The sequence below is a fragment of the Spiractinospora alimapuensis genome, from assembly GCF_018437505.1.
In the GTDB taxonomy this organism is placed as follows: domain Bacteria; phylum Actinomycetota; class Actinomycetes; order Streptosporangiales; family Streptosporangiaceae; genus Spiractinospora; species Spiractinospora alimapuensis.
The window spans coordinates 1971338-1984999 of the sequence record NZ_CP072467.1; the positions used below are offsets into that span (position 1 = coordinate 1971338).

General features: G+C 70.4%; 13 protein-coding genes. 7 read left to right on the forward strand and 6 right to left on the reverse strand.

Translation table 11 applies throughout. The annotated features are described in order from the left end of the window. Entirely contained in the window at positions 1 to 279 is a 279-nt protein-coding gene (locus J4H86_RS09090; RefSeq protein WP_236543067.1) for a PTS sugar transporter subunit IIB, read from the reverse strand. 31 nt (positions 280 to 310) lie between these two features. Beyond that, a complete protein-coding gene (locus tag J4H86_RS09095) occupies positions 311 to 790 on the reverse strand; it encodes a PTS sugar transporter subunit IIA (protein WP_236543068.1) in 480 nt (159 codons plus the stop codon). Positions 791 to 899: 109 nt separating this feature from the next. Between J4H86_RS09095 and J4H86_RS09100 the strand changes: the two genes are divergently transcribed. Further along, entirely contained in the window at positions 900 to 1193 is a 294-nt protein-coding gene (locus tag J4H86_RS09100; protein WP_236543069.1) for an HPr family phosphocarrier protein, read from the forward strand. A gap of 55 nt (positions 1194 to 1248) precedes the next feature. Here the strand turns inward: J4H86_RS09100 and J4H86_RS09105 are convergent, their stop codons facing one another. Beyond that, the gene (locus tag J4H86_RS09105; protein WP_236543070.1) at positions 1249 to 2040 is read right to left on the reverse strand and encodes a DeoR/GlpR family DNA-binding transcription regulator; all 792 of its coding nucleotides are present in this window, start codon (positions 2038 to 2040) and stop codon (positions 1249 to 1251) included. Between the two features lie 163 nt (positions 2041 to 2203). Between J4H86_RS09105 and J4H86_RS09110 the strand changes: the two genes are divergently transcribed. From J4H86_RS09110 to ptsP, 4 genes are all read left to right on the forward strand, one after another. Further along, positions 2204 to 3091, forward strand: a complete 888-nt coding sequence (locus J4H86_RS09110; RefSeq protein ID WP_236543071.1) for an SIS domain-containing protein — start codon at positions 2204 to 2206, stop codon at positions 3089 to 3091. A 21-nt stretch (positions 3092 to 3112) separates the two neighbouring features. Further along, positions 3113 to 4090, forward strand: a complete 978-nt coding sequence (locus J4H86_RS09115; protein WP_236543072.1) for a 1-phosphofructokinase family hexose kinase — start codon at positions 3113 to 3115, stop codon at positions 4088 to 4090. Then, entirely contained in the window at positions 4068 to 4922 is an 855-nt protein-coding gene (locus J4H86_RS09120) for a class II fructose-bisphosphate aldolase (protein ID WP_236543073.1), read from the forward strand. The genes J4H86_RS09115 and J4H86_RS09120 overlap by 23 nt, the downstream gene beginning before the upstream one ends. 750 nt (positions 4923 to 5672) lie before the next feature. Further along, positions 5673 to 7352: a phosphoenolpyruvate--protein phosphotransferase gene (gene ptsP, locus J4H86_RS09125; protein WP_236543074.1), complete on the forward strand. Its 1680-nt coding sequence runs from the start codon at positions 5673 to 5675 to the stop codon at positions 7350 to 7352. A gap of 369 nt (positions 7353 to 7721) precedes the next feature. Here the strand turns inward: ptsP and J4H86_RS09130 are convergent, their stop codons facing one another. Further along, the gene (locus J4H86_RS09130; protein WP_236543075.1) at positions 7722 to 8906 is read right to left on the reverse strand and encodes an FAD-dependent monooxygenase; all 1185 of its coding nucleotides are present in this window, start codon (positions 8904 to 8906) and stop codon (positions 7722 to 7724) included. Positions 8907 to 9092: 186 nt separating this feature from the next. Between J4H86_RS09130 and J4H86_RS09135 the strand changes: the two genes are divergently transcribed. Beyond that, positions 9093 to 9719, forward strand: coding sequence for a TetR/AcrR family transcriptional regulator (locus J4H86_RS09135; RefSeq protein ID WP_236543076.1), 627 nt, complete (start codon positions 9093 to 9095; stop codon positions 9717 to 9719). 104 nt (positions 9720 to 9823) lie between these two features. After that, positions 9824 to 10945 carry an acetamidase/formamidase family protein gene (locus tag J4H86_RS09140; protein ID WP_236543077.1) on the forward strand — a complete coding sequence of 374 codons (1122 nt, stop codon included), beginning with the start codon at positions 9824 to 9826 and terminating at the stop codon, positions 10943 to 10945. A 92-nt stretch (positions 10946 to 11037) separates the two neighbouring features. Here the strand turns inward: J4H86_RS09140 and J4H86_RS09145 are convergent, their stop codons facing one another. After that, positions 11038 to 12531: an FGGY-family carbohydrate kinase gene (locus J4H86_RS09145; RefSeq protein ID WP_236543078.1), complete on the reverse strand. Its 1494-nt coding sequence runs from the start codon at positions 12529 to 12531 to the stop codon at positions 11038 to 11040. A 157-nt stretch (positions 12532 to 12688) separates the two neighbouring features. Next, positions 12689 to 13585, reverse strand: a complete 897-nt coding sequence (locus tag J4H86_RS09150) for an NAD(P)-dependent oxidoreductase (protein WP_236543079.1) — start codon at positions 13583 to 13585, stop codon at positions 12689 to 12691. Positions 13586 to 13662 lie beyond the last annotated feature (77 nt).

Below are 13662 nucleotides of genomic sequence, written 5' to 3' on the forward strand. Positions count from 1 at the left end.
CTACCCCTGGAGTGAGCGCACGGTCTGTAGGGTCTTGGACTTGATCTCGTCCTTGTCCACCAGGTTGTCGATGAGGACGACTGCCGCGCTGGTTCCGGTGACCTGCCGCTCCATCTCCCGAGGAGCGATCACGACGTCGGCGGGCATGGTCTTGAACGAGCCGAGGTCGACGGGTTCGACGTTGGCGCTGATGCCTTCGTCGGCGAGGACCCCGCGGACGTTCATCGCGAGCATCATGCTGGTGCCGAGTCCCATGCCGCACACGGTCACAATCCGCATCTTCTGGCTCCTATCTGGTGGAAACCGCTGGTCAGTTGGTCTGGGTGTCCTGGGCCTCGAGTCCCAGGGCGGTGCACAGCTCTTCGTCGGTGGTCGCCTCGCGCACCCGGTCGAGCGCGGTCTGGTCCTGGAGCAGCGCCACGAGTCGCTGCAGGGTCGCCAAGTGGGCGTCCTTGTCGACCGCCGCGAACGGGATCACCAGATCCACGGGGTCGTTGGCCGCGTGTCCGAAGGGGACGGGGGTGTCGAGTGTGACGACGGCGATCCCTGGGCGAACCACCCCGGCTTCGGGACGCGCGTGGGGCATGGCCACACCGGGAGCGAGCACGATGTAGGGGCCGAGATCGCGCACGGCCTGTTCCATCGCCTCGACATAGGGGGGTTCACAGGCGCCGGCTCGTACGAGGAGTTCACCGGACGCCCGGACGGCCTCCTCCCAGGACGTGACCGCGATCCGCGCGCGGATCGTGTCTGCGGTGACGACGCCCGCGAGCCCTGCCGTGCTTCCCATGCGCACCCCCATGCAAGCAACTGTGATCAGATTAGCCTAATATTGCGCAAAAGCACGCAACGCTGTCAAGGTTTTACCTGGCAAGTTCCAAGTTTCCTGAGGACAACGCATGACCGAGACGCACAGCTCCGAGCACCACAGCCTCGAGATTCCGGTGGAAGCGGCCGAAGGCCTCCACGCGCGGCCCGCCGCGGAACTGGCCCAACGCGCCTCCGCGTTCCAGGCGGACATCACCGTCCACGCGGGTGAGCGACAGGCGGACGCCAAGAGCGTGCTCGCCCTGCTCAGCCTGGGTGTGGACAGTGGAACACGGATCCGGCTGGAGGCCCGGGGGGCGGACGCGTCCCACGCCGTCCGTGACCTCGCGGGTGTGATCGCACCGGCGTACCGCGCCGCCGAATAGCGCGGCCGCTCCGCGCGTCGCGGGCGCCCGTGCCGAGGGCACACCCCCCGCTGGGTCAGACGCGCACGACCTCCACGCCGGCCTCCTCGAAGCGCTCCAACTGCGCGGGGTCGGCGCTCGCGTCGGTGACGAAGGTGTTGACCTCGGAGATCCCGCATATCCGGGCGAACGCTCGGTGGCCCACCTTTGATCCATCGGCGACAACGATCACCTGCTGGGCCCGTGTCGCCATGAGGCGGTTGATGCTCGCCTCGCCCTCGTTGTGGCAGGTCGCGCCGGCGACCGCCTCAATCCCGTTGATCCCCAGGATGGCGACGTCCAACGTGACGTCGTCGAACAGCCCGGTGGACAGCGGGCCCACCAACTCGTAGGACTGTGAGCGCACGACTCCGCCGGTGACGACGAGTTTGACGTTGGGGCGGACCGTCAACTCGTTGGCGATGTTGATGGCGTTGGTGACCAACGTGAGCGCGGTCGAGGTGCCGTCCTGCTCGGCGTTGATGTCCGGCCGGGTCGCCAACGCTCGCGCGACCTCCGTCGTGGTGGTCCCGCCGTTCATGCCGACGATGCTGCCGCGACGTACCAACTGGGCCACCCGGGCGGCGATGCGCTGCTTCTCCGTGGTGTGACGCGCGCTCTTGTAGCGCAGCGGCAGGTCATAGGCGATCGTGTTCGCGATCGCGCCGCCGTGCGTGCGCGTGAGCATCTGTTGTTGCGCGAGCTCCTCGAAGTCGCGGCGGACCGTCGCCGCCGACACCCGTAGCTCCTGCGCGGCCTCCTCGACGCTCAGTCGCTCCCGGGCGGACAACAGCTCCAGGAGGAGGTTCCAGCGCTCGTGCTTCCCCACCGTGCACCTTCCAACTGCCGCTCGTCGGCCCTCTGATCAGGTTCCAGCTTGCCACATGTGCGCGATCACCTAGTTGCCGTGATTGTTTATGATTGTTTTTAGCGTATATGTTGCATAGATAGACCGTCATGCTCACAATTGGATGCAAGGGGGGATGGGACGGATGACCGAGGCCCACATCGAACGGGAGATCCAGAGCCAGCCGGAGTGCTGGCGTCGTGCGGCGGACGTCGCGCCGCGACACGCATCGGTCCTGCCGCAGGCGGGCGAGCGTGTGGCTGTCGTCGGTTGCGGGACTTCCTGGTTCATCGCGCAGGCTTACGCACGGCTGCGCGAAGATGGTGGTCACGGCGAGACGGACGCGTTCGCCGCCTCAGAGATGCCGGAGGGCCGTTCCTACGACCGGATCCTCGCGATCACCCGGTCCGGCACCACCACTGAGGTTCTCGACCTCCTCAAGCAGGTACGGGGCACCACCCCGACCGTCGCGATCACCGCGGTTCCCGAGTCGCCGATCGCCGACGTGGCCGACACGATCGTCTCCCTGGACTTCGCCGACGAGGAGTCCGTGGTCCAGACACGCTTCGCCACCACCGCGCTGATGCTCCTGCGCGCCTCCCTCGGCGACGACGTCGACACAGCGCTGAGCGACCTGAGCACCGCCCTCACCTCCGACCTCCACCCCCAACTCCTGACCGCGGAACAGATCACGTTCCTCGGTCAGGGCTGGTCCGTGGGGCTCGCCAACGAGGCGGCCCTGAAGATGCGGGAGGCCGCCCAGGCCTGGACCGAGTCCTACCCCGCGATGGACTACCGCCACGGTCCCATCAGCGTCACGACCACCGGTCGTGTGGTGTGGATCCTCGGTGCCGCCCCCGACGGCCTCGTCGCTGACGTCGAGCGCACCGGCGGCCACGCCGAGACCAGTTCCCTCGACCCTCTCGCCGAACTCGTTCGAGTCCAGCGGCTGGCGCTCGCGACCGCGCGCGCCAAGGGTCTCGACCCGGACCAACCGCGCAACCTGACTCGTTCCGTGATCCTTGACCACTGATATGGGAGGAGGGTCGGGATCGTGATCCTCACGGTCACTCTGAACGCGGCGCTCGATGTCACCTACGAGATCGAGCGCCTCGTTCCCAACAGCGCGCACCGCGTCACACAACAGCACGCCCAGGCGGGGGGCAAGGGAGTCAACGTGTCCCGCGTCCTGGCGGCACTCGAACAGGACACCTGCGCGACCGGCCTCGTCGGCGGCGCCACGGGACAGGCGATCCGCGAGGAGGTGGTCTCAGGCTTCCCAGAGGCGTTCCTGTCCATCGGCGCCGAGTCCCGACGCACACACACCATGGTCTCCGGGGCCGACGGCGACGCCACCCTGTTCAACGAGACCGGCCCACGGGTGTCGACGGCGGAGTGGTCGGCGTTCCGCGACCACTTCACCCGCATGATCGCGACCGTGGACGTGGCGGTCTGCTCCGGCAGCCTACCGCCCGGGGTGCCCGACTCCGCCTACGCGGAACTGGTCGAGCTCGCCCGGAGCCGCGGCGTGCCCACGGTGATCGACGCCACCGGCGCGGCGCTCACCGCCGCCGCGGCGGCCGGGCCCACCGTGGTCAAACCCAACGCCCAGGAACTCGTGGAGACCACGGGGCACCGCGACCCGCTGCTCGGCGCCCGCGCCCTGCGGGACATGGGCGCGCAGTGTGTCGCGGTCTCTCTCGGCGCCGAGGGGCTCCTCGTGGTGAACGAGGACACGGCCGTGCGGGTCACCCCGCCGGAACGCGTCCGCGGCAACCCCACCGGAGCCGGGGACGCGACCGTGGCCGCGATCGCCACCGGGCTGGCCGCCGGCCACACCTGGGGCCAGATCGCCAAGGACGCGGTCGCGTTGTCCGCCGCGGCGGTGCACTTTCCGGTCGCCGGCGGGTTCTCCACGCCCGACTACATCCGATACCAGTCCGCCGTCCGGGTGGAGGACGTCTCCGTCGACTCTCCCTGGCCGACGACAGCGAGTTTGGAGCATGAGGATGCCGCTGACGTCCACTCTTGACCTGGTCGCTCCCGCCGCAGCGGCGGGCCATGGTGTCGGGGCCTTCAACGTCGTGCAGTTGGAGCACGCCGAGGCCCTCGTCGCGGGCGCCGAGCGGGCCGAAACCCCGGTCATCCTGCAGATCAGCGAGAACACCGTGCGCTACCACGGCGCGCTCGCGCCCATAGGCCTCGCCACCTTGGCCGTGGCCCGGGCCGCGACCGTACCGGTCGCGGTTCACCTGGACCATGCCACCCGCCCTGACCTGGTGGGCGAGGCCGTCGAGCTGGGGTTCCCGTCCGTGATGTTCGACGCCTCCGCGCTGGAGTACGCGGAGAACGAGGCGGCGACGGCCGACGTGGTGCGGCACTGCCACGCCAACGGGGTCGTCGTCGAGGCCGAGCTGGGCGAGGTCGGCGGCAAGGACGGTGTTCACGCCCCAGGTGCCCGCACCGACCCCGACGACGCGCGACGGTTCGTCGAACGCACGGGTGTGGACATGCTGGCGGTCGCGGTGGGAACGTCCCACGCGATGGTGGAACAGACCGCCACACTGGACTTCGCGCTCATCGAACGCCTGCGTGCCGCGGTGAGCGTGCCGCTGGTGCTCCACGGCTCGTCCGGTGTCTCCGACGACGACCTGGGGCGCGCGGTGCGGGCCGGCATCACCAAGGTCAACATCGCCACCCGTCTGAACGCGACCTTCACCACGGCCGCCCGGACATGGCTGAGCGACAACCCCAACGGTGTGGACCCACGTCGGTATCTGGGGGCGGCCCGCGACGCGGTCGCCGGCGAACTGCCGGAGATCCTGCGGACGTTGACCACTCCGGCCGTCGAAGCACCGGCGTAGTCGCCGAGACGCGAGCGTGGGGCGTGTGGTGGTTCGCGCGCCGCCAAGCAGCCCACCGGCAGGGACCTGGAGAGCACGGCCCCGGCGCCACACCAGGAAAGCAGGGAGGGGTGCGGGACCACCCAACCAGTGGGACGCGGCGACCGGAGATGCCTGCGAGCTCCCGGGCCACCGGCGGTCGGGCGACATCGTCCACACCCCGAACGGGGACACCAGCACCTTCCAGCCTCGAACGCACGGGAGGCGAGCACTCCGCACCAGGGTGCGCGCGACAGGAACGACGAAGCGACGAATCGCACCGAGTGGGAGCCACTCGCAGCGGGCACTTCAGGACACGGTCTCGGCGCCACGCCAGAAAGGGAACCGGTCCGCCCGCGGTCGAACCGACGGTCCGCGCTCCGCCACCGGGGCACCAGCATCGCTCAGCCTCCGACACTAGGGACGCGAACACTCCGCACAGCAGCGGGCATACGACACGATCGGAGCGGACGCCGTGTACGCACCTCGGCCGTCAGGGAACCAACGCTCTCGCCTGAGCGGCGGTTGCGCGCACACCGGGCGGACGGGCGACCCTGACGTCCGTCGGAACGCTCGCCCCCGGCCGAGGAACGCCGTGCGGGCACTGTAGCTTTCAGCGGGGTGCGGAGACGGCCGTACCCTCGGCGGGGGCCGCGAGATCGTGGTCACGGGGCGCACACGTCCCGACCCGTACAACCTGGACACGCCACTGCGGACCTGGGGGAACACACAATGGCAGACCTGATCGGCAAGGGCGTCAGCCCTGGAGTAGCCGTCGGACCGGCACGGCGCATGGCGCGTGACGTGCCCGAACCCGACTCCTCCGCGACGCACGCCGGGGATGCCGCGGCCGAGACCGCACGCGCCCGCGCCGGGCTGGAGCACGTCGCCACCGATCTCACCCGGCGCGGCGAGAAGGCCGGTGGCGAGGCCGCGGCCGTGCTCAGCGCCCAGGCCCTGATGGCGCGCGATCCCGCGATCGCCAAGGACGTCGAGAAGCGCGTCAACGCGGGCGCCACCGCGCAGCGGGCCACCTACGACGCCTTCCTCGCCTACCGCGAGCCGCTGCTGGCGGCCGGCGGCTATCTCGCCGAACGTGTCGTTGACCTGGACGACGTGCGGGACCGCGTCGTGGCACACCTGCTCGGGGTGCCAATGCCCGGCATCCCTGAGTCCGGGGAACCTTTCATCCTCGTCGCGGCGGACCTCGCCCCCGCCGACACCGCCACCCTGGACCCCGATCGGGTACTCGCCATCGTGACCCGCGAGGGAAGCCCGACCAGCCACACGGCGATCCTCGCACGCACCCTCGGCCTCCCCGCCGTCGTGGCCTGCCCAGGCACCGACGACATCGTTGACGGAACGCTCGTACTCATCGACGGGACCACCGGCGGCGTCACGCTGGATCCCACCACAGAGCGCGTGGGGTCCGTGCTCGACGCCGACCGCGTCCGCACCCAAGCTGCGGCCCGAGCGGAGGGCCCCGGAAGGACGGGCGACGGGCACTCGGTCGCGCTGCTCGCCAACATCGGCGGGCCCGCCGACGCCGAGGCGGCACGGACCGCCGGCGCGGAGGGGGTCGGACTCTTCCGGACCGAGTTCCTGTTCCTCGACCGCTCCGACGCCCCGGGGCACGACGAACAGGTGTCGACCTACCGCCAGGTGTTCGCGAGCTTCCCGGGCGCCAAGGTCGTTGTGCGCACCCTCGACGTGGGGGCGGACAAGCCCCTTCCGTTCCTCCCGCCGCCCGGAGCGGAGCCCAACCCGGCGCTCGGCGTCCGCGGGCTGCGCATGATGCGCGACGTACCGGAGGTGCTGCGTGGGCAGCTCGCCGCCCTGGTCGAGGCCACGCGGGGAACCACGGTGGAACTCGCGGTCATGGCTCCCATGGTCACCGACCGCGCGGACGCCGAGTGGTTCGTCGCCCAGTGCCGCGACGTGGGCGTCGAGCAGATCGGCGTCATGGTGGAGGTGCCCGCGCTCGCGCTCAGCGCACGACACGTCGCCCCCACCGTGGACTTCTTCAGCATCGGCACGAACGACCTCGCCCAGTACACCTGCGCGGCCGACCGGGAGAGCGGACCGCTGCACCACTTCCAGGACGCGTGGCAACCGGCCGTCCTGGAGCTCATCACCCTGACCGGTACCGCGGCGGCTGCCGCCTCCATCGGCTGCGGTGTGTGCGGCGAGGCCGCCGCCGACCCGGTCCTGGCCTGCGTGCTGGTGGGCCTCGGCGCGACGTCGCTGTCCATGGCCGCCTCCGCTCTGCCGTTGGTCCGGGCCGCTCTGGCGTCGCACTCCCTGGAGCAGTGCCGCGCCGCGGCCGAGTCCGCACGCCGTACCGCGAGCCCGGAAGCGGCGCGCGTCGCGGCCCGGGTCCAACTGCCCAACCTGCAGGACCTCGGCCTGTGAACCCGGGGGTCGGCCCCCTCCCGGCCGTCCCCCGTTGGATGACGGAAGCCCGACCCGCCTCCGAGCTTCCGCCATCCAACCCCCCATTGAATACCACGGTGAGGACGCCCGGCAGGACCTGGTGAAGGAGGTCGTCCGTGGCCGGAGTCGGAGCCGGCTCGGCCAGGAGCTCCGCCAGTCCGGGGTGTCGTTGTGTGTCCAGGTGTCGGAACGTCGCGGGGCCGGGCGTTGGTCCGACGGTCGCGAGCAGCGCCGCGACACCGTTGGTCACGGCGATGGCCTCCATCGCGCGGTGGGGAGCGTCCACGGGAATCGCGGTCGCCCGACAGTCCTCGTGACTGAAGGAACCGGCCGCGCGGTCACTCCCGCTCAGTTAGGTGGCGTCCACCGCACGAGTGGGGCCGAGCCCTTGATCAAGGCGCCGGTAGGGATCAGGCGCATGGCCGTGTTGCGGAGGGACTGACGCGGACCGCCCCCGACGTCTGCCCCCAGCCATTGGTTGATGCGAGCCTGGCGGGCGAGGGCGCGGCAACGAGGGCGGCGGACGCGGTCGAACTTCGCGAGTGCGTTGCCCAGGCTGTTTCCTCGGACGACCCGCTGCGCGACGAGTGTCCCCAGGCTCGCTCCGTCCTCCAGGGACGTCGAGGCGCCGGCACCCATGGTGGGAAGGGCGGCGTGGGCCGCATCGCCGACCATGAGGACGCGGCCTTTGACGTAGTTGGGAAGTCCACCGGGCAGGTGGTAGACGTCGTGGCGCATCAGCTGCTCCGGCTTGGTGTCCTCGATCTGCTCTACGACCTCTGGTGCCCAACCGAAGAACCGTGCCCGGGCCGCGGCGACTTCGTCGTCGAAGGTGGCCTTTTCCGGGTGTCGGAAGTATCCGTACCAGTACTGTTCGGATTCGCTGATGGGCATGGTCCCGAAGTCCGCGTTGGGCCCCAGGTATGCCGAGAGTGCGTCCTCGTAGCCGTTCCGCGGGATGATCGCGCGCCAACTGGTGTGACCGCTGTACCGTGGCTTCGCCGCCGGGAAGAGTTCACGCCGTACGACGCTCCACATGCCGTCCGCCGCGATCACGAGGTGGGACTCCACCTGGTGGGCGGTCCCCTCCTTCTCCCATGTCACCGTGGCCAGGTCACCATCGGGAGCGCCGGGCCGAACTCCGGTGACGGGCGCGCCCGCGATGACCTCAGCGCCGAGTTCAACGGCCTTCGCGAGCAGCGCGGCGTGGATCCGCTGGCGGTGGACCCCCCACACGTAGAGAGACGGCGGAATGTCATCGCCGGTCGGGCCGCGCAGGAGGCTATGTCCCTTCAGGTCGCGGTAGCCGACATGGAAGGTCCGGTAGCAGAAGTCATCGATCTCCGCGTCGGAAAACCCGATGGACCGCAGCGCGGTGATGCCGTTTCGGGGCAGACCGACTCCCGCCCCCTCCTCTCCCGTCTGCTGACGACTCTCCAACACCGTGGTCCGCCAGCCCGCTCGCGTGAGCGTGATCGCCGAGGCGAGTCCCGCCAGTCCTCCTCCGACGACGGTGGCGTTGAGTTCCCGCATGTCCGATCCCCCATCTCCGGACCTCGCCGTCGAGGACCGGCTATTCACTACTGACGTAGTAAATAGTATGCGAGGACACGAGAGGGGCCACAGGAGGGTGCGGAAACGCACACACCACTGCTGACCAGCGGTAGAGCGACACGCTACGGGCGGGTGGGCCGCTCCTCACGGCCTAGACTCAGGGGCATGCCCGCCGCCAATCCGCGTCGCCGGCGTGTCCTCGCGGACGCCGCCATCGCCCTCCTCGCCGAACACGGCGCCCACGGACTGACCCACCGTTCCGTGGAGAGGCGCGCTGACCAACCGGCGGGAACCGCCTCGAACTACTTCCGGAACCGCGAAGCCCTCCTGGTCGCGGCGGCGGAACGCGTCCTCGAGCTGCACATGGCCGACGTGGCCGCCGCCACCTCGGCCGGAGGCGCGGGCGCGGCCGGGCCCCGGCCCGAGGACAGGCACGAGTGGTCGGCCGACGAGCTGGCCGACCTCCTCGCCCACTCGCTGTGGGAGGCCGCGACCACCTACCGCGAGCGCTATCTCGCCGCCGTGGAGCTCCAGCTCGCGGCCCGCGGCTATCCCGCCCTCGCCGACAGTCTGTCCGCGCTCCTGGGCGATGCGGTGGCCAGCAGCAGACAGCTCCACGTGACGATGGGGACACCGGTGTCGCCGGAGGCTGTCCGCACGTTGAGCGACATGTACATCGGCGCGTTGTTCACCCTGGTCGCGCAGCCCGTCGAGCAGCTTGACCGCACGGCGGTCCACAACCTCGCCACGTCCATGGTGCGTGGAGCCATCCAGCTCGACACCAGCACCTGAGTTCCCGATCCGGTTACGGTCCACAGCCACCGCATTGCCATATGTCTGGCTTGCGGGGAATCTGGTAGTCCTCCCGATCCACACTCCTACCCCCCGAGGATCGCATGGCTGAGCACGAGATCCGCGTTGACTACGAGAAGTCCGTCACCGCGCAGGAGACTGTCGCACACAACCGCTGGCACCCCGACGTGGAGCCCGTGATCACCTGCCAGTCGGGCGACGAGGTGGTCATGGAGACACTCGACGCGTTGGACGGTCAGCTCGGGCCCGATGTCGACCTGGAGGACCTTCACTCACTGGACCTGGGGCGGGTCCATCCCCTCACCGGCCCGATCCACGTCGAGGGCGCGGAACCGGGCGACCTGTTGGACGTCGAGGTGCTGGAGATCCAGCCCGACACCTACGGGGCGACCGGAGAGGTGCCCGGCTTCGGTTTCCTGCGGGACCACTTCCCCGAACCGTTCCTCGCGCGCTGGGACCTCGCCGACGGCTGGGCGACCTGGGCGGAGATCCCGGGGGTGCGCGTTCCGGGAGCCCCCTTCCTGGGCCTTATGGGGGTCGCGCCGAGCCACGAGCTGTTGCGACGCGCCACGGAGCGCGAGACAGCGGCGGCGCGGCGTGGGGAGGAGGTTCTGTTGCCGGACCCGGCGGGAGCCGTGCCCGGGGGCGTGGTGGGTGAGGAAGGACTGCGCACCGTGCCACCCCGGGAGAACGGCGGAAACCTCGACATCAAGCAACTCAGCGCGAGCGCCCGGCTCCAACTGCCGGTGTTCGTGCCCGGCGCCTTGTTCAGTTGCGGCGACGCTCACTTCGCGCAGGGTGACTGCGAAAGCTGCGGCATGGCGATCGAGATGAGGTCCACCGCGCGGCTGCGCTTCACCCTCCGCAAGGGAGAGGCCGCACGGCGCGGAATCACGACGCCCCACTTCCAGCGGGACGACTACTGGGTGGCGCCCCACTTCGCCGCCCCGCGCCGGTTCCTCGCCACGACCGGAATGCCGATCACGAATACCGGCGAGAACCGGTCCGAGGACCTCACCGAAGCGACACGTCAGGCCCTGCTCGCCATGATCGACCTGTTGGGAGAGCGCGGCTACACCCGCGAGCAGGCGTACGCGATCTGCAGCGTGGCGGTCGACCTCAAGATCAGCCAGGTCGTGGACGTGCCCAACGTTCTCGTGTCGGCGTTCCTGCCCCTGGACATCTTCGAGGATGAGCTGAGTTGACCCCGCAATAGCGGCTCGGGGCCCACCCCCACACGTTCGATGTGGCGAAATCCCGGTGGGTGTGGAAGAACCCTGGTGGGGGTGGAGGGGGGTCAGAGGTGGGCGAGCTCGTGCTGGATGTCGCGGGTGTTCTCGTGCAGCCGACGGTAGAGCCGGTAGAGCTTCTCGTAGGTGGGCGCGTCGGTTCCGGGTTCGATGACGGATCGTGGTGGGTTCCAGCGGGTGGCGCGGTCGGCGAGACCGACGCCGACCGCGGCGAACTTGGCGTCACCGTAGGCGGCTCCGATGGTGCGGGTGGGGATCTCCTGCCGGTGGCCGGTCGTGTCACTGACGATGGCCGGCCACAGGTCGGAGGTCGCTCCGCCTCCGACGGCGACGATCCGCCGCAGTGGCACCCCGACGTCGGCGAAGGCGTCGAGGTTGTGACGGGCTCCGAACGCGGTCGCCTCCAGTAGCGACCGGTACACGTGGCCGGCACCGTGCCGCAGGGTGAGTCCGGCGATGACGCCACGCGCGTCGGGGTCGGCGAAGGGGGTGCGCTCTCCGTCGAAGTACGGCAGGGCCAGCAGGCCGCCGGACCCGGCGGGCACCGCCTCGGCCTCCGCGACGAGTTCGGCGAAAGGCCTCTCCCCCGCGATGTCCCGGAACCAGGCGGTGATCGCCCCGGAGCTCGCCATGCCTCCGGCGAGCGTGTGCATCCCGGCGTGCTGCCCGATGGTTCCCCAGAGGTTCTCGTGGATGACGGGCTGGTCGGTGACCGCGATGAAGAACATCGTGGACCCGTACATGATCATGACGTCGCCGGACTCACGCACATCGGCGCTCTCCGCCTCGGCCCACGCGTCGATGGTGCCGACCGCTACCGGGGTTCCCTCCGGGATTCCGGTCTCGGCCGCGGCGGCGGCCGAGACCGTTCCGGCGACGTCACTCGGCCACCGCAGCTCGGGCAGGGTCAGACCGGGCGCGACGACCTCGGCCCACTCCGGGATCCACGTGTTGCGCTCCCGGTCGTAGAGGGGTTGGCTCTGGCTCGCTGAGTGGTGGTCCAGGACGTAGGCGCCGGTCAGCCGGAACACGGCGTACGAGCTGGCCATGAACAGGCGTTGGGTGCGGCCCCAGATGTCCGGCTCGTTGCGCGCCAACCAGGTGACCTTCGGTCCCGCCGACTGTGACGACAGCCTGGATCCCGTGCGGCGCAGCACCTCCTCGGCCCCCAGCGTGCTCTCCAGCTCCGCCGCGATATCGACAGCGCGGGTGTCGACGCCGTAGAGGATCGCCGGGCGCAGCGGGCGGCCCGCCGCGTCGGCGGGGAGGACGACCGGCCCGATACCGCTCACGCAGACGCCCTGCACGGCGCTCGGCTCGACCTCGGCGAGCAGGGTCCGGCTGAGGTGGACGACGTCGTGCCACCACACGCCGTCCGCGTCCTGCTCCACCCACCCCGGGTGAGGGCGGGACACTCCGTGGGCCACCGTGGCCTGCGCGACCACGTCTCCCTCCGGAGTCGCCAGCACGCCCTTACTACTCGCGGTACCGATGTCGATTCCGAGAAGCAGAGGTGTCGCACCGGGGGCGATACCGGACATGGCACGGTCTCCGTTTCAAGTCTCGCCCCTCACGGTGTCGTTCGGAGGGGTGGCGGGCGGGGTGGCCGCCCGACGGTCTCCCACAAGGTGGGGCGGCGTGACGCCCCGGGGTCAGTGTCCTCGTGGCGGGCGTCGAGCCCGCCTGGAGGCGCGGATGTCAGGGGGCCGGGTCCGCCAGGTTCACGCCCGCCCGCCGCGCGAGTACCTTCACCAACGCGGAGGCGTTCTCCTCCCCGAGACCGTCCTGGACGCCGGCTCTCGCGGCCTCCTCGACGACCGCCAGGGCGGGAAGGTCCACGCCGGCCGAGGCCGCGAGGTCACTGACGAGTCCCAGGTCCTTGAGCAGCAGCCGTAGCGAGAAGTCGGGGCGGTAGTCGTCCCGCAGGACCTTGCGCCCGACCCCCGAGTAGAGCGGTGTACGGAAGTCGGTACGGTCGAGGACGTCGAGCACGGCGGAAAGGTCCAGGTTGTTGCGTCTGGCCAGCGTCAGTGCGTCGCCCAGCGACTGGAGCTGGGCGGCGACCAGCATGTTGCCCACCAGTTTCATCCGGTTCCCGCTTCCGGGCCCGCCCATGTGGTGGACGCTGTCGGCGATGGGATCCAGCACGGGCGCGGCGGCGGCCACGTCGGCGGCGGCCCCGCCGACGACGACCCACAGACCACCCGCGGCCGCCTCTCCCCGCGACCCGAAGACGGGCGCGTCGAGGAAGCGCGCGCCGCGCTCACCGTAGGCGGCGTGCTGGCGTTCCCCCAGTTCGGGCGAGACGGTGGAGAGGTCGATGACGAGTGCGCCGGACGGCACCAGCCCCGCCAGACCCCCTTCCGACAGCACGACGGCCTCCACGGCCGCGTCGTCGGAGAAGCAGTAGAGCACGTACTCGGCGTCGGCCACCGCCTCGGCCGGCGTGGCCGCGGCGCGGGCCCCGGCCGCGACGGCCGGACGGGCACGCTCCGGGGTGCGGTTGTGGACCGTGACCTGGTGCCCGGCGGTGAGCAGGTTCTCCACCATGCCCTGTCCCATGGTGCCCAGTCCCAGGAATGCCACGCGTGCCATATCGTCCCCGTTCGTCGCCGCCGCCCTGTCGCGGCGGTTGTGCTCAAAGTGCCGAGTGCGAGTGCTGTCGAGTGTCC